The sequence below is a fragment of the Campylobacter fetus subsp. fetus genome (genome assembly GCF_900475935.1).
Taxonomy (GTDB): domain Bacteria; phylum Campylobacterota; class Campylobacteria; order Campylobacterales; family Campylobacteraceae; genus Campylobacter; species Campylobacter fetus.
In genome coordinates, this window is record NZ_LS483431.1 from 1,461,558 (window position 1) to 1,483,078 (window position 21,521).

The 21,521-nt window shown below is 33.6% G+C and carries 23 protein-coding genes; 10 read left to right on the forward strand and 13 right to left on the reverse strand.

The genetic code is table 11. The features are described from left to right. Window position 1 precedes the first annotated feature (1 nt). The 10 genes from rimP to DQN38_RS07345 all read right to left on the reverse strand — a co-directional run bounded on the left by rimP (window position 2) and on the right by DQN38_RS07345 (window position 9,064). On the reverse strand, window positions 2-424 hold the full coding sequence (rimP, locus tag DQN38_RS07300) for a ribosome maturation factor RimP (protein WP_002850487.1): 423 nt from the start codon (window positions 422-424) through the stop codon (window positions 2-4). Continuing rightward, window positions 421-789: a 30S ribosome-binding factor RbfA gene (gene rbfA, locus DQN38_RS07305; RefSeq protein ID WP_002850488.1), complete on the reverse strand. Its 369-nt coding sequence runs from the start codon at window positions 787-789 to the stop codon at window positions 421-423. Before rbfA ends, rimP begins: the two co-directional genes overlap by 4 nt. Further along, window positions 786-3,302, reverse strand: a complete 2,517-nt coding sequence (infB, locus tag DQN38_RS07310) for a translation initiation factor IF-2 (protein ID WP_065843794.1) — start codon at window positions 3,300-3,302, stop codon at window positions 786-788. Before infB ends, rbfA begins: the two co-directional genes overlap by 4 nt. Continuing rightward, window positions 3,289-3,531 carry a DUF448 domain-containing protein gene (locus tag DQN38_RS07315; RefSeq protein ID WP_023385890.1) on the reverse strand — a complete coding sequence of 81 codons (243 nt, stop codon included), beginning with the start codon at window positions 3,529-3,531 and terminating at the stop codon, window positions 3,289-3,291. Before DQN38_RS07315 ends, infB begins: the two co-directional genes overlap by 14 nt. 24 nt (window positions 3,532-3,555) lie before the next feature. Beyond that, window positions 3,556-4,437, reverse strand: a complete 882-nt coding sequence (thrB, locus tag DQN38_RS07320; RefSeq protein WP_011732230.1) for a homoserine kinase — start codon at window positions 4,435-4,437, stop codon at window positions 3,556-3,558. Between the two features lie 8 nt (window positions 4,438-4,445). Beyond that, complete coding sequence (locus tag DQN38_RS07325; RefSeq protein ID WP_002850492.1) at window positions 4,446-4,850, reverse strand: hypothetical protein; 405 nt, start codon at window positions 4,848-4,850, stop codon at window positions 4,446-4,448. Window positions 4,851-4,888: 38 nt separating this feature from the next. Then, window positions 4,889-5,773, reverse strand: a complete 885-nt coding sequence (gene lpxC, locus DQN38_RS07330; RefSeq protein WP_065843793.1) for a UDP-3-O-acyl-N-acetylglucosamine deacetylase — start codon at window positions 5,771-5,773, stop codon at window positions 4,889-4,891. Between the two features lie 72 nt (window positions 5,774-5,845). Next, on the reverse strand, window positions 5,846-6,748 hold the full coding sequence (locus DQN38_RS07335; RefSeq protein WP_065843792.1) for a PhzF family isomerase: 903 nt from the start codon (window positions 6,746-6,748) through the stop codon (window positions 5,846-5,848). A gap of 54 nt (window positions 6,749-6,802) precedes the next feature. Next, window positions 6,803-8,173, reverse strand: a complete 1,371-nt coding sequence (gene pgp6 / locus DQN38_RS07340) for a peptidoglycan metallopeptidase Pgp6 (RefSeq protein WP_002850497.1) — start codon at window positions 8,171-8,173, stop codon at window positions 6,803-6,805. A 60-nt stretch (window positions 8,174-8,233) separates the two neighbouring features. Continuing rightward, on the reverse strand, window positions 8,234-9,064 hold the full coding sequence (locus DQN38_RS07345; RefSeq protein ID WP_002850498.1) for a prephenate dehydrogenase: 831 nt from the start codon (window positions 9,062-9,064) through the stop codon (window positions 8,234-8,236). Between the two features lie 172 nt (window positions 9,065-9,236). On the opposite strand from DQN38_RS07345, the gene bamA reads away from it, so the two are divergent. Then, the gene (gene bamA, locus DQN38_RS07350) at window positions 9,237-11,510 is read left to right on the forward strand and encodes an outer membrane protein assembly factor BamA (RefSeq protein ID WP_065843791.1); all 2,274 of its coding nucleotides are present in this window, start codon (window positions 9,237-9,239) and stop codon (window positions 11,508-11,510) included. Between the two features lie 27 nt (window positions 11,511-11,537). Here the strand turns inward: bamA and DQN38_RS07355 are convergent, their stop codons facing one another. Genes DQN38_RS07355 through mqnF form a run of 3 tightly spaced genes read right to left on the reverse strand, consistent with a single transcriptional unit; the run spans window position 11,538 to window position 14,275 of the window. Further along, entirely contained in the window at window positions 11,538-12,203 is a 666-nt protein-coding gene (locus tag DQN38_RS07355) for an MOSC domain-containing protein (protein WP_002850500.1), read from the reverse strand. Then, window positions 12,204-13,067 (reverse strand): signal peptide peptidase SppA, encoded by an 864-nt coding sequence (sppA, locus tag DQN38_RS07360; protein ID WP_002850501.1) that lies wholly within the window; start codon window positions 13,065-13,067, stop codon window positions 12,204-12,206. Further along, the gene (gene mqnF / locus DQN38_RS07365; RefSeq protein WP_065843790.1) at window positions 13,055-14,275 is read right to left on the reverse strand and encodes an aminofutalosine deaminase family hydrolase; all 1,221 of its coding nucleotides are present in this window, start codon (window positions 14,273-14,275) and stop codon (window positions 13,055-13,057) included. Before mqnF ends, sppA begins: the two co-directional genes overlap by 13 nt. A gap of 100 nt (window positions 14,276-14,375) precedes the next feature. Here mqnF and aroQ point away from each other — a divergent pair, with 100 nt between their 5' ends. Genes aroQ through fliY form a run of 9 tightly spaced genes read left to right on the forward strand, consistent with a single transcriptional unit; the run spans window position 14,376 to window position 21,461 of the window. Continuing rightward, entirely contained in the window at window positions 14,376-14,843 is a 468-nt protein-coding gene (gene aroQ, locus DQN38_RS07370; RefSeq protein ID WP_161780550.1) for a type II 3-dehydroquinate dehydratase, read from the forward strand. Continuing rightward, the gene (locus DQN38_RS07375) at window positions 14,836-15,858 is read left to right on the forward strand and encodes a M24 family metallopeptidase (RefSeq protein ID WP_002850507.1); all 1,023 of its coding nucleotides are present in this window, start codon (window positions 14,836-14,838) and stop codon (window positions 15,856-15,858) included. Before aroQ ends, DQN38_RS07375 begins: the two co-directional genes overlap by 8 nt. A gap of 3 nt (window positions 15,859-15,861) precedes the next feature. After that, window positions 15,862-16,353, forward strand: a complete 492-nt coding sequence (gene folK / locus DQN38_RS07380) for a 2-amino-4-hydroxy-6-hydroxymethyldihydropteridine diphosphokinase (protein WP_065843789.1) — start codon at window positions 15,862-15,864, stop codon at window positions 16,351-16,353. Beyond that, on the forward strand, window positions 16,353-17,660 hold the full coding sequence (gene flhF, locus DQN38_RS07385) for a flagellar biosynthesis GTPase FlhF (RefSeq protein ID WP_010400968.1): 1,308 nt from the start codon (window positions 16,353-16,355) through the stop codon (window positions 17,658-17,660). Before folK ends, flhF begins: the two co-directional genes overlap by 1 nt. Continuing rightward, complete coding sequence (locus DQN38_RS07390) at window positions 17,644-18,507, forward strand: P-loop NTPase (RefSeq protein WP_011732233.1); 864 nt, start codon at window positions 17,644-17,646, stop codon at window positions 18,505-18,507. The genes flhF and DQN38_RS07390 overlap by 17 nt, the downstream gene beginning before the upstream one ends. 13 nt (window positions 18,508-18,520) lie before the next feature. Then, window positions 18,521-18,871, forward strand: a complete 351-nt coding sequence (locus tag DQN38_RS07395) for a membrane protein (protein ID WP_002850511.1) — start codon at window positions 18,521-18,523, stop codon at window positions 18,869-18,871. After that, complete coding sequence (locus DQN38_RS07400) at window positions 18,843-19,547, forward strand: RNA polymerase sigma factor FliA (protein WP_002850513.1); 705 nt, start codon at window positions 18,843-18,845, stop codon at window positions 19,545-19,547. Before DQN38_RS07395 ends, DQN38_RS07400 begins: the two co-directional genes overlap by 29 nt. Next, a complete protein-coding gene (gene fliM, locus DQN38_RS07405) occupies window positions 19,547-20,638 on the forward strand; it encodes a flagellar motor switch protein FliM (RefSeq protein WP_002850515.1) in 1,092 nt (363 codons plus the stop codon). Before DQN38_RS07400 ends, fliM begins: the two co-directional genes overlap by 1 nt. Further along, entirely contained in the window at window positions 20,631-21,461 is an 831-nt protein-coding gene (gene fliY, locus DQN38_RS07410; RefSeq protein ID WP_065843788.1) for a flagellar motor switch protein FliY, read from the forward strand. The genes fliM and fliY overlap by 8 nt, the downstream gene beginning before the upstream one ends. The last annotated feature ends 60 nt before the right edge of the window (window positions 21,462-21,521 follow it).

The window sequence follows — 21,521 nt, forward strand, 5'->3', positions numbered from 1 at the left end:
ACTACCACTCCATATAGGTTTTAGCCTTCTTTATATTTTCAAATTTGACTTCAATTGATTCATTATTTTTGATATTTATACATATATTATCATCTTTTACGGATACTATCTTACCTTTAATCTCGGTCTTATCATTTAGTATAATTTTAGCAAATTCGCCTATACTAAGCGTAAAATGTTCTATTTTACTAAGTTTTCTCTCAAGCCCAGGGCTTGAAACCTCTAAAATCCACTCTCCGCTTACTGGCGGCATTACATCGTAAATAGGAGAAAGAAGCTTACTAACTGCTTCGCACTCTTCTAAACTTACACCACCGTTTTTCGTTATATAAACTCTATATATAACTCTACCATTTTCATTTACGACTTCTGCATCATACAGATCAACTCCGCATTGCGATACTAAATTTGATAAATCCGTCATTTTTTACCCTTATCAAGCTCATCAGAAACCTTACTAAATAGCTTATCAATATGATTTTGATACTCTAGCCTATCATCAAATTTGAAATGAAAATTTGGAGCTTTATACCAACCTTCGGCACTCATACAGTGATTTTGTATATGCTTACTTACTCTTTTTAAATGCTCTAAAACGTAAGATTGCTCTTTGTCGTCAAGCATCATTTTATCAAGATATACAAAAGCATCATATCTGCCTTTTTTACACTCTACATCAGTTACGCAAAGCCCTTTTAAATAGATATCATCTAAGCTGCTTAGTGCTTCTGGAATAAGCTCTTTTAGCACGCTTTCTGTTCTTAGGCGCTTTACTTCGGCTGCATTCATAACTCAACCTTGCTTTCTACTTCTTTGTAACTTTCTATATAGTCGCCTTCTCTCATATCGTTATATCCTTCGATACCGACTCCGCACTCATACCCTTTTGCTACTTCTTTTACATCATCTTTAAAACGTTTTAATGAGCTTACATTTCCTTCAAACACAACAACTCCATCACGGATTACACGTATCTTAGCACCTCTATTTATACTTCCATCAGTCACCATACAACCTGCGATTTGTCCTATTTTTGGCACATTAATAACTTGACGAATGACGGCTTGACCAAGCTCTTCTTCGCTTATAATAGGACTCATAAGACCACTAAGCAGAGCTTTTACATCATCAATTAAATTATATATAACATTGTAAGTTTTTATCTCAACAGAACGCTCTTTAGCTTTTTCTTTTACGTCTCCAGTTGGTCTTATATTAAAGCCTAAAATAACACAGTTTGAACTTGCACTTGCTAAAGTTATGTCGCTTTGGCTGATTCCGCCTACTCCAGAGTGAATTATATCTACTTTTATCTCATCATTTTTTAATTTTTCAAGGCTTGCTTTTATGGCTTCTAGTGAGCCTTGAACATCGGCTTTTATGATAACTGGAAGGCTTTTTAACTCGCCTTCTGCTATCTTAGCGCTTAGCTCATCTATAGTTACTTTTGTGGATTTACTAAGCTCTTTTTGTCTTAAATAATCATATTTTTTCTGAGCATATTCACGAGCTTCTTTATCTGTTTTTACGCTTATCAACGTTTCTCCCGCATCTGGAACTTCGCTAAGCCCTATGATGACACCGCATTCACCAGGTTTTATAGATTTTAAACTATTTCCCTTGTCATCTTGCAACGCTCTTACTTTGCCATAAGCCACACCAGCAACGATAGTATCTCCTACTCTTAGCGTCCCGTTCTCAACTATAGCAGTTGCTACTGGTCCGCGACCTTTTTGAAGCGAACTTTCTATAATAGTCGCTTTTGCTTCTCTATCGGGATTTGCTTTAAGTTCCAAAAGTTCGGCTTGAAGTAGAACTATTTCTAGTAAATCTTCGATCCCAATTCCGGTCTTAGCCGAAATAGGCACAAACTCATAGCCGCCGCCCCATTCGGTAGGAAGAATATCAAGCTCGGCAAGTCCTGTTTTTACAAGATCTGGATTAGCGCTTTCTTTATCCATTTTATTTATAGCTATAATGATAGGCACTCCTGCGGCTTTTGCATGATTTATAGCTTCTTTAGTTTGAGGTTTTACACCATCATCGGCAGCTACAACTATAATAACTATATCAGTAACACTAGCTCCTCTTGCTCTCATAGCGGTAAAAGCTTCATGCCCAGGAGTATCTATAAAGGTTATATTTTTACCGCTTTTTTCTACCATATAAGCGCCGACGTGTTGAGTGATACCACCGGCCTCACCGCTAGCTACGCGCGAGTTTCTTATATAATCAAGCAAACTAGTTTTACCGTGATCTACGTGACCCATTATAGTAACAACCGGAGCTCTTGATACGCTATTATCTTCTAAAATTTCATCTTCATATGCTTTTACATAGTCAAAATCTTCTTTAGTATCCACTATATTGACTTCTATACCAAACTCGGCGCCTAGTATTTCTATCTCATCTTCTTCCAAAAAATCATTTTTAGTAGTCATTTTTCCTAGCATAAATAGCTTTGCTATCACTTCGCTTGAAGATTTTTTTATCTTATCGGCAAATTCATAAAGACGAATCTCTTTTGGGATATCAACGCTACTTATATCTTCATTATCTTTGTCTTTTACGACTTTTTTATGTTTTTTTCTACTGTTTCTTTGTATTCCGCCCTCAAAACTAAAACTATTATTTTGAGATGTTTTATAAACATTTATCTGCTTTTTAACCGTATTTTGACGTTCAATCTCTATAGGTTTTACAGTAAGATCTGGCAATACAACAACATCTTCATCATCTATAGATATATCATCGCTAAAACTAATTGCGGATAACAAGTCTATCTTAGCCGAGTTCTCTTTTTTAGTAGCTATAATAGGCTTTTTCTCTTTTTTCTTCTTTTTTAGATTTTCATCACTGCTGCCAAAAATCGCCTCTAAACCTTTATTTATAGGTTCAGACTGCTGTTTTTGTATAGGTTGAACTTCCACTTTTTTCTTTTTGACTATAACTAAGCCTCGCCTTTTAGATAAAGTAGAACTGGCCAAACTCTCTTGTTTTGGCTCTACTTTGATTGGCGTACTATCAACATTTTGTTTGGTTTCCACCTCTTGTTCTATAGGTTTTTGCTGCGTTTGTGTCTCTGGAGCTTCTTTTTGAGTATTTTGTTTTATATCTTTTTTCTCCAGCGATTCTGGTTTTTTACCTGATTGGACATAATCATAGAGTTGTGCTGCATCTTCTGGAGTTACTGCGCTAGATGAAGTTGTAACCTTAAATCCTAACTCCTTTGCTTTTTCTAAAATTTCTTTATTGGAATAGCCAAGTTCTTTTGCTATTTCATGGATTCTAATGTTTGCCATCGGCGAGTATCTCCTTTAAGTTTACACTATTTTTACTAAACCGTGAGAGTGGTTTTTTGAGGTCTTTTTTGTCTTTTTGGATACAGGTTTTGCATAGATAAAATGACCTTGTATTTTTTGAGTTTATTTGTATTTCACCATTTACACAAGCAAATTTAAAAAGCTCATTTTGAAAAAATCTGCCTTTGCAAACCACGCACATTCTTATTGGTTTATGAAATTTGTTCATATTATATCTTAATTTTCTTTATTTTTAGCTTTGCAATATAAAACCGTTATTATCAAGTTCGTATATTTCTACTTTAAACTCCGGGAATTCTAATTGCAATATATCTCTTAAAGTTTGAGCTCTATCTTTATGTGCTAAATTTAAAAAACTAGATCCGCTACCAGAAAGATTGCTCATCAAAGCACCGCTTAAATAAGCTATCTCTCTTACCCTAAAAAGCTCTTTAAGTCCATGCATACGTCTGATTTCGTGCATTTTATCTATACTTGCTAATCTTAAATTCTCATAATCTTGTTTTATAAAACAAGCAGTAAGAAAAGCCGCGTGAGAGACATTGCTGATTACATCGGCCATAGGATATGTTTTTGGTAGTTTTCCTCTTGATTGTTTTGTACTAGTAGGCTTGTCGGGTATAACTACAACGGCTCTTAAATCGCTACTAATATCAGCTTTTTGCGTATATACTGTGCCTTTATGCACGATATTTGACGTAAAACCTCCCCATACCGCCGGAGAGATATTATCCGGATGACTTTCGTATTTTAAAGCTTGATTTAATACCAAAGCTCTATCTACTTTAAATCCAGCCATATGATAAGCAGAAGCTATAGCTCCTACTATTACCGATGAGCTACTTCCAAGACCTCTAGAAAACGGAATATTATTTATAAAATTAAATCTAAAATTCGGCGTCTTACCGGTAAGATAAAGCATGGTTTCGTTGAAAATATTTACAAATGTATTATTTTTTTTTAGCCCTATTTTATCGCTTCCTTCGCCGCTTATGCAAACTGACGTAAAATTTTGCTTTGTTATAGTAACTTCATTGTATAGTTTAAGCGAAAGTCCTAATGAATCAAATCCCGGTCCTAAATTCGCACTTGTGGCTGGCGTTAGTATTTTCAAATTCTCTCCTAAATTGCATCTATAATATACTCCGGAAGAGTATCACACTTTTTATTTAAATTTGATAAATTATTTGGGAGTTTAAAATCTGTTTGTTCTATTTTTTGCAAACTAATACCATCTTTGCTATATACAAAACTTAAATTTTTATTTGCGCGTATAGCGCCAAAGTCATTTAGTTCAAATCCGCTAACAGCCCAAAAACCGATATTTTTGGCTATACAAAATGTTTTTAATATCACATAACTTACCTTAAGACCCATAAAGCTTCCAGGAGTATTTGCGTAAGTTATGCTCGATATTACAAACTCTGAACTGATTTCATCTAAAAATGCTATTAAAGATTCACTAGCTTTTTGATCGCTACAAAGCTCTTTTATAAGAGTATCGTTTTCATATATACCAATAAGCAACGGCGATGAGAGCGCTGCTACTAAAATATCAACTTTTTTTATGCAAAAGCCTTTGCATACTCTTTGGCTTTTTGCTCATCTAATGTTACCATTTCATAGTTCTTTTCGTCGCTTAAAAGAGCTACAGTGAGCTTGTGATTTAAGTCATGACTTCCTGCGTAAGCCTCATAATCTCCGACCATAGGCGCTCCAAGTAAGCTTATATCACCGATAGCATCTAGTATTTTATGTCTTACAAACTCATTTTCAAACCGCAATCCTTCTGGATTTAAAATACGGCTATCGTCTATAACTACTGCATTATCCAGACTTCCGCCAAGTGCTAAGCCCATTGAATTTAGTTTTTGAACATCTTTTAAAAATCCAAATGTTCTAGCGCGCGCTATCTCATTTAAAAAATTTTCTTTACTAAATTCAAAAGTATAACTCTGCTTACCGATAATAGGATTTTCAAATTTGATAGTATAGTTAAATTTAGGATTTTTACTAGGAGTGACTTTTACATATTTATCCCCATCCCTCACTTCAACTTCTTTTTTTACTAATATTACCTTTTTATCGGCTTCTAGTTCGATGACTCCGGCTTCATCTAGCATCATACAAAAACTTATCGCACTTCCGTCCATCACAGGAACTTCGTTTGCGTCTAGAACTATTCTTATATTATCAATTCCGTAACTATTTATAGCACTTAAAAGATGTTCTATTGTAGATACGGAACCTTTTTCATTTCCTACTACGGTAGCCATTTGCGTATTTATAACATTTTTTGGCTCGGCTTTAAAACTACTTCCCAAATCACTTCTATAAAAAACTATACCCATATTTGCTTCTAATGGTTCAAGTATTAGTTTTATAGGCTCACCCTTGTGAAGTCCTATACCTACGCCCTCAACCTTTTTTGATATTGTTGTTTGTTTCAAATTTAATCCTTAAGTAATCTAGACCGATTATATCAAAAATCGGTTAAAAATTGGTAAATATCGGCTCAAAACTTAAACCTCAAGCTCAGCGCTAAAAACAATTACCGCTCTTCCTGTTATCTGTACAAGAGTCGGTCTCGTGCCTTCTTTAGTTACATTTACTTCCATCACGCCTGTGCGTCCTATCGCTTCGCCTTGCATTGCTTTGAATTTAAAACTTCGCAAATCACTGTTGCCAAAAAGTTCATAATGCACAAGGTACGCCCCTAAAGGTCCGTTTGCATTTCCATTTACTGGATCTTCATTTATACCTATAGCAGGAGCAAACATACGTCCGTGCACTAGAAATTCAGCATTTTGATCTAGCGTAAAAACATAATACCCGTTACAACCTATCTCTTTACTAAGTGATATTAAAAGTTCGAAATTCGGTTTTAAAGAGTGTAAAACAGAGTTTGAGTTGATAGCTATCATTACTTTTGAATGTCCGGTAGATGCGATGCAAACCGGACATTTTGAGTTTAAATCATCGCTCTTGATACCAAGCGCTTCGGTAAGCTTTTGTACGATCTGCCAAGAAAATGGTTCGCCGATTTTGATCTCGCCTTGAGTCATCACTATAGAATAATCATTGCCGCATCTGTTTATATCTACAAGAAGATTTCCGGCGCCTGTTTTTTGCACTACTTTAGTAGAATCTAGTCCGAGCTCTATAGCTCTAGCGTAATGAGCGGCTATAGTAGCGTGACCGCATATAGGAACTTCACTTGTCGGAGTAAAAAAGCGTACCCAAACATCATGACTCGCGTCTTTAGGAGATAAGATAAACGCCGTTTCTGAGTTATTTAGCTCTCTTGCTATGCGCTGCATCTGCTCATCGTTAAGTCCATCGGCGTTTGTTACTACTCCAGCCGGATTACCATAAAGCTTTTGAGTAGTAAATGAATCGACTTGATAAATGCGGTATTTTTTCATTTGGCTCCTTATTAAATTTACCACTATAAATTTACTGATTTAAATCAAATCACTTCAAATTTTCTTATCAATAACCTTTTTTGAAAGCTCGAGAACATCGTATACGTTATCTTTCATCCATTTATTATCCATCCATTCCTCAGGTCTAACTTCTATACCTTGAACTAAAACTCCAAAATGCAAATGATCTCCAAGAGCAAGTCCGGTAGTTCCGGTAGTTCCTATAAAAGCATCTACACTTAGTTGCTCTCCAACATTTACATTTGTGCTATTACAGTGACCATACAAAGTATAAAGCCCAAATCCGTGGTATAAAATTATATTTTGACCATATATGCCGTTTTCTTCGTTAAATACTACTACCGAAGGATTGCTAGTTGCTATTTTGGCTCCTGCTGTGCTAGCTAAGTCAAGACCTAAATGCCAACTTTCGCTTACGTCATTTCCACCATAAGTATAAAAACGATGATCTCCGAAACTAGCTACCGCCGCTCCGTTTCTAAGAGGATAAAAAGGATCTATATAAAAGCCATTCATTGATTTTTCAGGCACTTTTGACGTGATTTCCGCTATTTTTTTCTCATTTGAAATTCTAAGCGTTTCATTTACGAATTTAAATCTAGCAAGCTTATCCATAGCATTAGGATCTGTTGCATATTGATTTGCAAGATCTAGTATTTTACCATCTAAAAATCTATCGTTCAAAGCTATTTTTGAGATTTTATACTTTCTGTCTTGCAAAAAGTATCTTATGCGCATATTGCTTTTATTTCCGGCCATATCTTCAGCCACTACATCTGCGCTAAACTCATTTTCAGAACTAGGCCACGCTACTAAAGATGAATAATAACCGTCTTTGTAAAACGGTGTGACTTTAAATTTTTTACCGTAGTTAGTCTGTATATATACATCTTTTATATTATCATCACTAGCCCTAAATACTACAGCTGCCGCGCCGCCTTTTGATATCTTATAAGACTGGTTTAGTATATATATCTCCGGTCTTTTTGTATCTACTAAAAGTTTTGAATTTTTCACGGATTTATTTCCGCCAAAAAAATTCCATTTGCTAGTATCTATCGCTTCCACTATTAAAGTATAAGTTTTTTTCTCATCAAATATAGCATTTTTAGGAAAAGCTATGTTTAAATTTACTTCTGTTTGGCTATCATTAAACTCTTTAGATAACAGAACTTGACTCGCAGAACCGTCGTTTAAAACTATTTTTATAAATTTAATACCTGCATTATCTGTGATTTTAAGAGGAATAGGAGCTTTTAAATTCCAATGAGTTTCATTTTCCAAAGCTATGTTAGGAGGTTCTTTCTCAAGTATATTTAAATTTGAAATACTTACCACTATAAATATAGACAAAATTATAATAATACCTATAATAATAATTTTAAAACCTGAATTTTTTCTCATTATGCTACCTTATTAATATATTTTTTAGATCGTGATTATATCAAAATATTTTGAATTTAACTATAAAATATCTCTCAATCCTCTAGCAGTTTGCATCCACGCTTTTAGTTCATCCCACTGATCGTTTTCTATCATATTCTCACAAATTTCAAGCTCTTTTTTAAAAGAATTTATCGCGTTTAACACGTTGGATTTATTTTGCTTAAATATATCTGACCACATTTGCGGACTTGACTTTGCTATACGAGCCATTCCGCTAAAACTACCTCCAGCAAGAAGCAATATATTTCTTTTATCCTCTTCTTTTAAAGTTGAGCTTACAAGACTGTAACTGATGATATGAGGAAGATGAGATATAATTCCTACATGATGGTCATGGCTTTTTGAATCCATAAAAACTATCTTCATACCTGCGTGAGATAGTATCTCAACTGCTCTTTTTACGTGATTTTCACCTGCATTTTTATCATCGCATACGACAACTACGGCACCGTTTAAAAGAGTTTTAAATGCCGCTTTAGGTCCTGAGTTTTCAGTTCCTGCCATAGGATGAGCAGCCACAAAGTTCTCTTTTATCTCATCCGGACATGATTTTAATATCTCTACTTTGGTTGAACCAAGATCTATTATAGTCGTGCTTTTTGGTATATCTTTTAAATTTTGAAGTATTTTGATAATGGCCTCCACAGGAATAGCCAAAAATATCATATCGCATCTCTTTTTCATCTCTTCAAAGCCTATTATCTCATCGACTAAACCGAGCTTCAAAGCGTCACTCTCGTTTTCTTTATTAAGATCATATCCGCTTACTTTTGTTATAAGTTTCATATCTCTTAAAGCAAGACCTAAAGAACCTCCGATAAGTCCTAGACCTATTATGCCTACGTTCATATAAATTCCTTATTTTTTGTGGATTATTATACTTTAAATTTAATCAAAGTTCTAGCAATTTCCATTAAATTTGACCGATAAATTTAGAAAACGTAACGTGTTTAAATTTAATAATATGTTAAAAATAATTATGATACTATAGCCAATCACACTTTGCATTAGGTAACATTATATGAAAAAAATATTATTTTTGAGTTTAGCGGTGGCTGGAGCATTAAATGCTGTAACTATAAAATCAGTGACCTACAAAGGGCTTATGCATCTCTCAAATGAAGTTGCAAACGATATTTCAGGACTAAAAATAGGAGATGAGCTAACAGAAAAAAACTCAAATAAAGCTATTTTAAATTTATACAAACAAGGTTATTTCAAAGATATTTATATAGAAGAAACCGATGGAAATGTAGTAGTAACCTTAAAAGAAAAACCTATCATTGCGAGGCTTGATATACAAGGCGTTGTTACAAATGATAAAAAAGCTATAGATAGCATACTTAGTGTAAAAAAAGGTCAGATGTATGACGAACTAAGTATAAATAACGCAAAAGATAGAATAAGACAGTTTTACGAAACAAAAGGATATTTTGATACAGTCGTCGATGTTGAAAAGATCCCATTGAATGGAAATGATAGCTCACTTCATATAATAATGACCGTAAATAGAGGCGAAAACATTATAATACAAAATGTAAATTTAGTAGGCTCAAAAGTACTTGATTACTCAGATGTTGAACCCGCGGTATCAAATAAACAACGTGAATTCATGGGCTGGATGTGGGGAAGAAATGATGGAAAAGTTAAAATTTACGATCTCCCTACAGACTCTGGAAAAATAAAAGAAGAGTATCTTAAAAAAGGTTATTTAGACGCTTCGATTTCAGATGCGTATCTAAATACATATTTTGATAACTATACGGCAGATCTTACTTATTACATAGAAGAGGGCGAACCTTATAACGTAAATGATATAACTATAGACGCTCCTAGCGAACTTGAACTTGATAATGAAAACATTATTAAAAAATTTAAACTATCAAAAGGAGACAGACTAAACTCAGCGTGGCTCAGAAAAGATATAAGTGATCTTGAAAATATAGTCGCAGATAAAGGATACGCTTATGTAAAAGTCTATCCTCAAACACAAAAAAATGAGATTAATCACACAGTAGATATTACATATCAAGTAGTACCAAACGATAAAGTATATATAAGAAACGTTATCATATCTGGAAATGATAGAACAGTCGATAGGGTTGTCAGACGCGAATTGTACTTAACAGAAGGAAATTTATATAATAAAACGGATCTAATCGACTCAAAAAATGCACTTAAAAGAAGTAGTTATTTTGAAGATGTAGAAATAAAAGAAAATAGAGTAAATAAAAAACAAGTCGATCTAGAAGTTGTAGTTAAAGAGACATCAACAGGAAGCGTCACGGGCGGTATAGGATACGGTACTAGTGATGGTTTATTATTAAATGCCGGGATAAGCGATACAAACGTATTTGGTAGCGGATATAAAGGTAGCGTGAGCGTAGATAAAAGCGATGATACTTTAAGCGGAAATATAGGACTTACAAACCCTCGCGTTATGGACTCTGCATATAGCCTTGGCGGAAATATTTATGCAAACGATTATGACTGGAACGAGTATAATGAGAAAAATTACGGCTTTAGTTTAACGGGCGGCAGAAAAATAGGAAGATATACAAACGCATTTTTAACATATCAGATAGAACACAGCAAAATCACTGGACTTGATGAGTTTTATAGAGACGCCGGATATCTAAACGGAACAAATATAAAAAGCTCGATAATTCCTGGTATAACATTTAATAATACGGATGATTATTATATCCCAAGAAGCGGTATAATAGCATCTACTAGCTTTGAATACGCAGGAGCAGGCGGAGATATAGAGTTTGTTAAAAATAAAACTAGTTTTAATTACTATCTTGGATTAAGCGACTATATAGATTATGATCTTATCTTAAGATATAAAGCGGCATTTGGATACTTATGGAATAGCGACGAAGCTAAACTACCTATAAACGAAAAATTATTTTTAGGCGGCATACGAAGCGTAAGAGGATATAAAAATAGAAGCGTAACTCCAAAAAAACATATATGCAATCCAAAAAGAAGCGATGGCAGCGTCATAAATGCTTGTAAAGATATAGAAACCGGCGGTAAAATATCGTTTAGTAACTCAGTCGAAGTAAGCTTTCCTATTATAGATCGTCTTAAAATGCGTGGACTTGTATTTTTTGATTACGGTATGATAGGCGATGATAGTTTAAATGAGATCAAGCGTTATAGCACAGGTGTTGGTATAGAATGGCTAACACCTATAGGTCCGCTTCAAATATTTTACACTCGACCTCTCAATGACAAACCAGGAGATGACACAAGTAGTTTCGAATTCTCTATAGGAAGAAGATTTTAGTATTTTTGAATTTAACCAGATAATTGGTTAAATTCCGCTCATATATGAGCTATCATAAATTCCTTTTAATCTCTGCTTTATAGCTATATCCCAACCGCTGGTTATGGTAGTTACTTTTTCAAATTTAGATACTAAGTTTAGGTTATCTTTTGGAGAATAAAATAGCATATTTAATTCAAAAACGCTCATCTTTGCTTTATCTGTTTGCACTATTATGACCTCATCTCCGGCTTTACAACTTCCCGTTTCTAAAACGCGGTAGTACCACCCAGTAAGACCGGTTTCAAATATATATTTCGTAAAACTTTTATTATCCCAAACTCCTGAGAGTTTAAAACATGGCTTTCTTGGCTGAGAAACTTGCAAAACAAGAGTTCCTATTTTATGTATATCGCCTATACAAACATTGCTTTCGTGCATACCGTCTATACAAAGATTTTCACCCATAAAACCTTTTTGCATATCTTTTTCTAAGTATTTAGACCATATCACGTAGTTTTGCAAACTATTTGCAAAAACCGCTTTTTCTAAACCGCCGTGATGCTTTGTATCTTTTATCTCATCACCCTTAAACCCTAATTTATCACAATATATCTCTTCGCAAACAGGCTCTTTTAACATACCGGTTTCAAAATAAGTTCCGGCTCCGGTAATCGTTTTTATCTTTCCGGTATATAAAGAATGAAGCGTCATCTATCTAGCCTCGTTGACAAATAACATTTTTAAAGCTAAGTTTGTACTCTCTTTTGCTAAATTTGAGATAAATTTATCCATAATAGGCTGTTGTTTCCAGCTTGGACTAGCAACACCGCTTAATAGTTCTAGTTCACTTTTAACCTCAAAATAGCTTTTTACGTCATCGATTAGCCCGACGCTTTTAGCATCGGGAGCTAAAAATACTCTGGCATTTGCCCAAATATCTTTTTTATCAATATCAAGATTTCTAGCCATAGCTACATCCGTATAGAACATCTCGTAACTTCTATTTACTAAAGATTGAAGCTCGTTTTTTTCATCTTCATTCCAGCCTCTTATAAATGTTCCTGCTTCTTTATATTTTCCGGCTTTTATAGTTTGAGTGCTTACGCCTAATTTTTTAGCAAGTTCTTCAACATTTGGTGATTGTACGATAACTCCGATCGAACCTATAAAACTACCGCGATTTGCATATATTTTATTTGCCCAAATAGACGAATAGTAGCTTCCGCTTGCCATTGTACCACTAGCATATGCAATAACTGGTTTTATACTCGCCAAATCTTTTATAGCGTCGCTTATCTGTACGCTAGGAGCCATTGAGCCTCCTGGACTATCTATATTTAACAAAACACCTTTGATAAAACTATCGTTTTTAGCTTCATAAATTTGACTAAGTATCTCGCTTTCATCGATTATAGCACCTTTTAAGCTTATCTCGGTTAAATTTGCGATCTCGCTTTTTCCACTATTTACAATAATCAAAATAACAATTAATAAAAATACAAAACTCTTAAAATATTCATTAACAAATTTAAAAATAGCTCCGATTTTTGAAAATATAAATTTTAAAACAGACATTCATTTCCCTTTATATATAGTTTTTTTACAAATTTAGTATGAAGCAAAATCTCCAAAGCAAGCTGTTCTTTAGAATTCACACTTATACCTTTGATAATAGATATATCAGCGATTTTACCGCTTTTTATAACACCAAGCTCCAAACCCAAACTCTTAGCAGCCGCATTTGTCGAGCTAAATAAAAGTATCTTTGACAGCTCCAAAAGATCAAAATCACTATGAGTAAAAAGCGCCGCTCTAAGCTCATCAAAGAAATTTAAACTTATATTTGAGCTAAGTCCGTCGGTTGCGATATTTAGACTTATGTTACTATCAAAAACTTTTTTTAAATTTAACTTATTTGACAACAATCTGTTTGAAACAGGACAAGTAGTTATGCAGTGGAGATTTTTATCAAAATACTCGAAATACTCGTCTGCAAAAACGCAGTGAATAAATAGAGTACGAATGCCATCAAAATAGTTTAAAAAACTCTTTGGAGTATAAAAAGGCTTCACGTCTTTACTAAAATTTCCAAGCCATATTTTAAACTCTCCGTTGCCATTTTCAAGCCATCTTTTTTCATGTTCACTTTCTAAAAAATGGGTTGATACTAAAAGATTATTTTGTCTTGCTAGATCAAGAGCTCTTTTAGCTAGTTTAGGATGAGTAGAGTATGGCGAATGTATAGAAACGGCGGGGATAAATTTATCACTTTTAAATTTCAAACTATTATTAAATTTGGTTATAAATTTATCCCAATTGTCGGATAAATTCTCGCTATTTGATCCCAAAATTTCATTAAAAAATATAAATCTCGCCCCAGAATCGGCGCAAATTTCGGCTTCATTTCCAAAACTAGAAATCTCTCCCATCGTACTAATACCGCTTTTTAGCATAGTCGTTATAGCATTTTTGATTATCTTATTTTTGGCTTGCTCGCTAAGATTATCTCTAGTTTTTATCACACTTTTTAACCAAACTATAAAATCACCATAATCAAGACTTGAAACATTTGAACTAAACTCAAGATGAACGTGCGGATTTATAAACGCAGGCATTGCTATATCATCTTTAAAATCCATTATTTGAGCATCCGGATAAATTTTTATAAGATTATCAAAGCTAGATATTTGTTTTATATGCTCATCAAAAGCTATAGCGCTATCTTCTAAAATATCAAAATTATCGTTACAAGTTAATATATATTTTGCTTTTATGATTTTCATCTTTTACCTCTTAAAAGAAGGCAATTATAGCAAAAATTTAGCAATATTTCTGTACAATCGTAGTTAAAATATTTTTTAAGGATTGTAAATGGATGCTCAAATGAAAATTATGGTTATACAAGGTCCAAATATCAATATGTTAGGCAAACGCGAAACAAATATCTACGGCTCAATGTCAATGGAAAATATTCATGAACAGATGAAAACAGTTGCCGATCAAGCCGGAGTAGAAATCGAGTTTTTTCAAAGCAACTTTGAGGGCGAAATAGTAGATAAAATTCAAGAATGTCTTGGTGAATTTGACGGTATAATTATAAATCCGGCTGCTTATACGCACTCATCTATAGCTATTAGAGATGCTATTTCTGCGGTGAAACTTCCTGTTATAGAAGTACATATAAGCAACGTATATCAAAGAGAGGAATTCCGACAAAAAAGCTTAATAGCACCAGTTTGCGCAGGACAAATAATAGGCTTTGGTCCAGTAGGTTATCATTTAGCAATGATGGGGATGCTTCAAATTTTTGAACAAATAAAAGCAGTAAGAGCTAGACAGCAAAATGCGTAATTTTATCTTAAAAGATGAAAATGCCGTATTTTATGAATGCGGCTATAGCTGCGATAATGAGATATATATAAGTATTTGCGGTGAAAACTTTTTCATCACCGATGCGCGTTATTCAATAGAAGCCAGACAAAATATAAAAAACGCTCAAGTGATAGAGATACAAAGTTCTCTCATAAAAGAAGCTAGGCTACTTTTAAGAAAACTTGGCGTAAAAAATTTATACTTCAACCCAAATGATTTTACTTTTATGCAATATAGCGCTCTTAGCTCGAATTTAGATATAAACTTCATAGCAAAGCCAAACTTCTCGCAGATAAAACGCATGATAAAAAAAGATTTCGAGATAGATATTTTAAGAAATGCTGCGCGAACGGGGGCTTACAAATTCGATGAACTTGCAAATTTTTTAAATAAAAACTTAAATTTGAGTGAAGAAGAAATAAATTTTCACACACAAAATATCTTAAAAGACAGCGGAAAATTAGGGCTTAGTTTTGAGCCTATAACCGCTATAAATTCCAACGCGGCAAAGGCTCACGCCATGCCTACAAAACTGAGATTGCAAAAAGGAGATCTGCTATTAGTAGATGCCGGAGTTAAATTTAAAAGATATTGTTCAGATAGAACAAGAACTATAAATTTTGAAAACGGTTTTAAATTTGATAAAAATCAAAAATTTAAAGATAGCAAAAAAGATGAGATTTTTAACATAGTAAAAGAGGCTCAAGCAGAGGCTATAAAAGCGGTAAAACCCGGTATAGCAGCTTATGAAGTAGATAGAGCCGCTAGGGATTATATAGCTAAGTTTGGATATGAAAAAGAGTTTTTTCACTCAACAGGACATGGAGTCGGTCTTGATATACACGAACTTCCTATAATCAGCAAAAATAGTCAAACTATCTTAGAAGAAGGAATGGTATTTAGCGTGGAACCAGGAATTTATATAGAAAACGAGTTTGGCATAAGAACCGAAGATGTTGTTGTAGTAACAAAAGATGGATGCGAAGTTTTATAAACGATGCAAACTATATATTTAGATGACGCAAAGTGTATTATGAGATCTAAGTTTTTTCCGTTATTTAACAGGCTTGATAAAGAGATTAAATTTAAATATACAGCCTTTATAGGTCTTGGCGGAAATATAGGAAATACAAAAAAACGTTTTGAAACTTTTTTACTAAATTTAAAAAAAGATAGACGTTTTTGTATCAAAGAGTGTTCGCCCATACTAAAAAATAAAGCTTTTGGATATGAGTCCCAGGACTATCTAAATGCCGTAATAATGATAAAATCGTCGCTATATGCAACGCAGATACTTAAGATAATGCAGTATTATGAGTTTAAATTTAAAAGACAAAGACCATTTAAAAATGCACCACGAACACTTGATCTTGATATTTTATATTTTAGTAAAAAAGTAAGAAAATCAGCTAAACTCACAGTTCCACATATCGGGGCTAAAGAGAGAATTAGCGTGATAATCCCAATTGGACTAATGAAAGGAATATGATGGCCACAGTACTTAAAACTTTCACTGGAGAAAGCGCTATAGAAGCTCTTAAAAAGGCGAAAGAAGAGTGCGGTGAGAGTGCTATGTTAGTCACCACAAAGCAAATTCAGCCAAAAACTCTGAACAAAAAACCTGTTTATGAGATTTTAGTAAGCGTTGAAGAAGAGACAAAATCTCCTACAAAAGAGAGTATAAAAGAGATAAAACAGCAGATATCGGCGTACACAAAGGCTTACGAAAAACCTCCTTTAGCCCCTCCTAGCATAGATGAAAGCGTACTTTTAAATATATCAAAAGCAGCTAAAGAGATAAGCAAAGTAGCAAGTTTGCCAGATATCTCGATCCAAAATCAAACCGAAAATGAAGAGTACAATAAAAAAATAGATGACGTAGCAAAACAGGTAAATAAACTAAATGACAAAATATCTATGATAGCAGATATGATATGGGATGATAAAGCTGAAGCTAGAGGCGATATCACTATACCGCCTGAATTTTCTACCATATATAAATTAGCAAAACAAAGCGGTATGAAAAACGAGCATCTAAAAGCCATTATGCAAACCACTATACAAAATATGCCCGCTTCTATGAAAAACAATCCATCTGCGGTAAAAAGATATTTTTACTCGCTTCTTAGAAATATGTTGCCTTGCAGAAGCGAAAGTTTAGAAAGCAAAAAGCAAAGAATTATGATGTTTGTAGGACCAACAGGAGTCGGTAAAACCACGACTCTTTCAAAACTAGCTTATAAATTTGCTCATTCAGGAGATATAAGATATAAAACAGGCATTATAACTCTTGACACATATAGATTAGGAGCAGTAGAGCAGCTATTTCAGTATGCTAAGATAATGAGTATACCGATACTTGACGCTATAGAACTAGAGGATTTTAAATCAGCATTAAAGAGTTTAGCAAGCTGTGATCTTATTCTTATAGATACTATGGGAAGCAGTCAATACGACAAAGATAAACTAATAAAATTAAACGGCTTTTTAAAAGGATGCGGAACAAAAATAGATGTGAATTTAGTTTTATCGGCAGGTTCAAAAATTGAAGATTTGATTGAAATTTACAATAATTTCTCATTTTTAGATATCGATACGTTAATCATAACTAAATTTGATGAAACAAAAATCTTTGGAAATGTTTTTTCACTAGTATATGACACAAATACTCCAGTTAGCTTCTTCTCAACCGGACAAAACGTTCCAGATGACATAATGGAGGCAAAAAGCGAGTTTTTAGTTCAGTGTGTTTTAGATGGCTTTAATAAAGGAGATGAAGATGGATCAAGCAGATAAGTTAAGAGAGCTTATGATATCAAACAAAATAAAAAAATCAACTCACTTTATAGCCGTAACAAGCGGCAAAGGCGGAGTCGGTAAATCAACTATAAGTGCAAATTTAGCAAATATTTTAGCAAAAAACGGATACAAAGTAGCTCTTTTTGATGCAGATATAGGTCTTGCGAATTTAGACGTCATCTTAAATGTAAAAATTCAAAAAAATCTTTTAAACGTACTAAAGGGCGAATGCGAACTATCAGATATCTTAGTCAAAGTAAAAGATAATCTTATATTAATTCCAGGTGAAAGCGGTGATGATATATTTAAATTTAATGATCAGTTCGTGCTAGAAAAGTTTATCTCAGAAGCTAGCATACTAAACGGTATTGATTTTATGATAATAGATACCGGAGCGGGTATAGGAGCTAGTACTCAGGTGTTTTTAGAAGCGTGTGATGAGATTATAGTTGTGACGGTTCCTGATCCAGCTGCTATAACTGATGCTTACGCAACAATAAAAGTAACATCAAAGATGAAAAAAGATATATTTATGATATTAAATATGGTCAAAAATGAAAATGAAGCTATCAGAATATATGAAAATATAAAAAAAGTAGCCAAAACAAATATAAAAAGTGAACTAGATCTAGAACTACTAGGATATTTAGAAGCAGATAAACTGGTATCTAAAAGTATAAAACAAAGGACGCTTTTTAGCGATGATGTGCCACATATAAGTCCTAGTATACAACTCAAAAAAGCTGCTAGTAGGCTGCTTTATAAGTTGGAACGAAAAGTGCTTGACGATAAAGAAGATAGAAGCTTTGGTGGATTTTTTAAACGTCTTGTAGAACAATTTTAATTAAGGTAATTATGTGAGAGCAGAAAACTTTATAGCTTTTTTCACTGTTTGTGGATTTTTCATAGGTCTTATGTTTGTAGTTGTAAAAACTAATGAACCTATGGAGCTTATTTTATATACTTTACTAATTACATTTTTCTTCTATTTGGTTATTCATATAGTTATCATGAACTATGTTGATGCAAATAGAATAGGTCGAAGGTATTTTAACAAAGACAGGTATGAAGAAGTAAATGACTATCTAATAGCAGAATTAGCTTTAAGGGAAAAGAAACTAGAAGGTGCGATACAAAAAACAAATGAAAACATCATACTAAAAAAATCAGGTAAAAAACATGAACGAGTTAAAGCAAAAGCAGCTTGACGCTTATCAAAAAGAGATAAAAAAAAGCCAAGATGAACTCGTTTTATCATATATGCCTGCTCTTAGAGCTATGGCTTTTAGACTTAAATCTAGACTTCCTAGCTCCATAGAAGTAAATGATCTAATAAGCGTAGGCGCTACTGCTATGGTAAAACTATCAAGAACATACGATAAAGAGCAGAACGATAGCTTCTGGGGATATGTAAAACAAAGAGTTTATGGTTCTATGATCGATTATTTAAGAGGTCTTGATTTTCTTAGTAGAGGAAATAGAAAACTAGTAAAAGATATAGACAACGCTATAAACGAGTATTTTAATAAATTTGAGTGCGAACCTGACGATGCTTATTTAGCAAAGATTTTAGGTGAAGATGAAGCAAAGATAAGAGAGGCTAGAAATCTTAGTGATGTATCCGCTACATTCCCCATAGATGAACAATCTCAGCTTCTTAGCGAATCAGATACCGAAAGCAAAATAGAAAAAGACGAACTCATACAAAAGATCACGGACGTTTTAAACGAATTTGGCGAACGAGAACAGATGATAATACAACTTTACTACTATGAGGAACTAAGTTTAAAAGAGATTAGCGATATTTTAGGTATTACCGAATCTAGAATTAGTCAAATTCATAAAAGACTCATTACAAAAATTAGAGAAAGGCTAGGCTTTTAATGGCAGATATTTTAAGTCAAGAAGAGATTGATGCCCTACTTCAAGTCGTAGATGAAGACGGCGATGCGGCAGTAGTAGATACTACTCCGCACCCAGAAGATCAAAAACAAGTAGTAATCTATGACTTCAAAAGGCCTAACCGTGTCAGCAAAGAACAACTAAGAGCTATCAAAGGAATTCACGATAAGTTAGCTAGAAATTTGGCTTCTCAAATTTCTAGTATAATGAGAAGTATAGTAGAAATTAGACTTCACTCGGTTGATCAAATGACTTATGGAGAGTTTTTGATGAGCTTGCCAAGTCCGACTAGTTTCAACGTATTTTCAATAAAACCACTTGATGGAAATTGTGTTTTGGAGATAAATCCAAGTATTGCTTTTCCTATGATAGATCGTCTTTTAGGCGGAAACGGGGACGGTTTTGAAAGCAATAGAGAGTTGACCGATATCGAGATAAACCTACTTGATGCGATACTTCGCATAATGATGCAACGCTTAAAAGAGAGTTGGTCGATGATAACTGATATGTATCCAAACGTAGAAGCCAAAGAATCTAGCCCGAACGTCGTACAAATCGTAAGTCAAAATGAGATTGTCATTATGGTTGTTATGGAGATTATAATCGGAAACTCTAGCGGTATGATAAATATATGTTATCCAGTTATTTATCTTGAACCAATCCTTAGTCGCCTTGCAAACCGTGATATAATGCTAGGAGAAACAAGCGCTAAAAAAAGTAGAAACAAAGAGCTAAAAACATTGATAGGGCGCGCTGAAGTTCTTTATGAAGCTATACTTGGAAGAACCGTTATAAGTGTAAACGAGTTTTTAAATTTACAAGAAGGTGATATACTAAGGCTCGATAAAAGCGCTGATGACAAAGCTATAGTTTGTATAGATAAAAAAGATGTATTTTTAGCTCAAATCGGACTTCATAGATTTAGAAAATCTATAAAAATAGAAGAGCTTATAAAAACAGATAAAGATGAAATAAAAAATATCTTAGAACAGTATGAAGAAGAGCGCAAAGCAAAGCTTATGGCATATCAAGAAGAAACTGAAGAAACAGAGGAAGAAGAGGACGATGAATAGATTTTTAGATATATTTAAAAATGAATGCAAAGCCACTATAGAAGGACTTACAGGAAACTCACCGGCAATAGGTGAAACAGCTGAGTTTGACGCTGCGACTCAAAACGGTATTCAAACGCCTATAGTAGTAGCAAATATCAACGTCAGCGGAGATATAAACGGCAAGATAATCTTCATAGCTACTCCACTTCTAATAACTGCCATAAATGATCTTATGTTAGGTGAAGAAGAACCTACTAAAAACTTAAATATAGGCGACGATGAACTAGATGCTAGCAAAGAGATATTTTCTAATATTTTAAGTGCAATTTCTACTAGTTTAACGGCTGCTAAAGATATGCCAAAACTAAGCTTTGAAATTCAAAAAGTAGTCTACCTAGATGAAAATCAAATTCTAGATTTAAGTTCATATGAAAAACTATTTTTATGTCCCGTTACAATGAGTGATATAAATGAACATATCGGCTTAGTTATTGATTTTGCATTCAACAAATACTTCAATAAATCAGATGAAAAACATACAAAAGAGATACCGCATCTAAAAGCAGATATAACAGAAGAAATAAAAAATATCGGTCTTATCATGGATGTGAGACTCCCTATAAGAGTTAGAATAGGATCTAAAAAAATGCTGCTAAAAGATGTTTTATCTATGGATATAGGATCGGTTATAGAGCTAAATCAACTAGCAAATGATCCTTTAGAGGTGCTGATAGGAGATAAGCAAGTCGCTCTTGGTGAAGTTGTTATAGTAGATGGAAACTTTGGAGTTCAGATCACTGAGATAGGAACTAAAAAAGAGAGACTAGAGCAATTAAAATAGTTCCTAAATTTAATAAATTTATTAATCCGATATAATAGAAATCGCACTAAATATATTTAA

Bases quoted from the DNA above. Each gene is read 5' to 3' on its own strand.
- fliM (WP_002850515.1), top strand. From the start codon at position 19,547: ATGGCAGATATTTTAAGTCAAGAAGAGATTGATGCCCTACTTCAAGTC.
- folK (WP_065843789.1), top strand. From the start codon at position 15,862: ATGCAAACTATATATTTAGATGACGCAAAGTGTATTATGAGATCTAAG.
- DQN38_RS07375 (WP_002850507.1), top strand. From the start codon at position 14,836: ATGCGTAATTTTATCTTAAAAGATGAAAATGCCGTATTTTATGAATGC.
- DQN38_RS07335 (WP_065843792.1), bottom strand. From the start codon at position 6,748: ATGAAAAAATACCGCATTTATCAAGTCGATTCATTTACTACTCAAAAG.
- DQN38_RS07315 (WP_023385890.1), bottom strand. From the start codon at position 3,531: ATGAACAAATTTCATAAACCAATAAGAATGTGCGTGGTTTGCAAAGGC.
- DQN38_RS07390 (WP_011732233.1), top strand. From the start codon at position 17,644: ATGGATCAAGCAGATAAGTTAAGAGAGCTTATGATATCAAACAAAATA.
- pgp6 (WP_002850497.1), bottom strand. From the start codon at position 8,173: ATGAGAAAAAATTCAGGTTTTAAAATTATTATTATAGGTATTATTATA.
- DQN38_RS07345 (WP_002850498.1), bottom strand. From the start codon at position 9,064: ATGAACGTAGGCATAATAGGTCTAGGACTTATCGGAGGTTCTTTAGGT.
- mqnF (WP_065843790.1), bottom strand. From the start codon at position 14,275: ATGAAAATCATAAAAGCAAAATATATATTAACTTGTAACGATAATTTT.
- aroQ (WP_161780550.1), top strand. From the start codon at position 14,376: ATGAAAATTATGGTTATACAAGGTCCAAATATCAATATGTTAGGCAAA.
- DQN38_RS07355 (WP_002850500.1), bottom strand. From the start codon at position 12,203: ATGACGCTTCATTCTTTATATACCGGAAAGATAAAAACGATTACCGGA.
- flhF (WP_010400968.1), top strand. From the start codon at position 16,353: ATGGCCACAGTACTTAAAACTTTCACTGGAGAAAGCGCTATAGAAGCT.
- sppA (WP_002850501.1), bottom strand. From the start codon at position 13,067: ATGTCTGTTTTAAAATTTATATTTTCAAAAATCGGAGCTATTTTTAAA.
- rbfA (WP_002850488.1), bottom strand. From the start codon at position 789: ATGAATGCAGCCGAAGTAAAGCGCCTAAGAACAGAAAGCGTGCTAAAA.
- bamA (WP_065843791.1), top strand. From the start codon at position 9,237: ATGAAAAAAATATTATTTTTGAGTTTAGCGGTGGCTGGAGCATTAAAT.
- infB (WP_065843794.1), bottom strand. From the start codon at position 3,302: ATGGCAAACATTAGAATCCATGAAATAGCAAAAGAACTTGGCTATTCC.
- DQN38_RS07400 (WP_002850513.1), top strand. From the start codon at position 18,843: ATGAACGAGTTAAAGCAAAAGCAGCTTGACGCTTATCAAAAAGAGATA.
- fliY (WP_065843788.1), top strand. From the start codon at position 20,631: ATGAATAGATTTTTAGATATATTTAAAAATGAATGCAAAGCCACTATA.
- rimP (WP_002850487.1), bottom strand. From the start codon at position 424: ATGACGGATTTATCAAATTTAGTATCGCAATGCGGAGTTGATCTGTAT.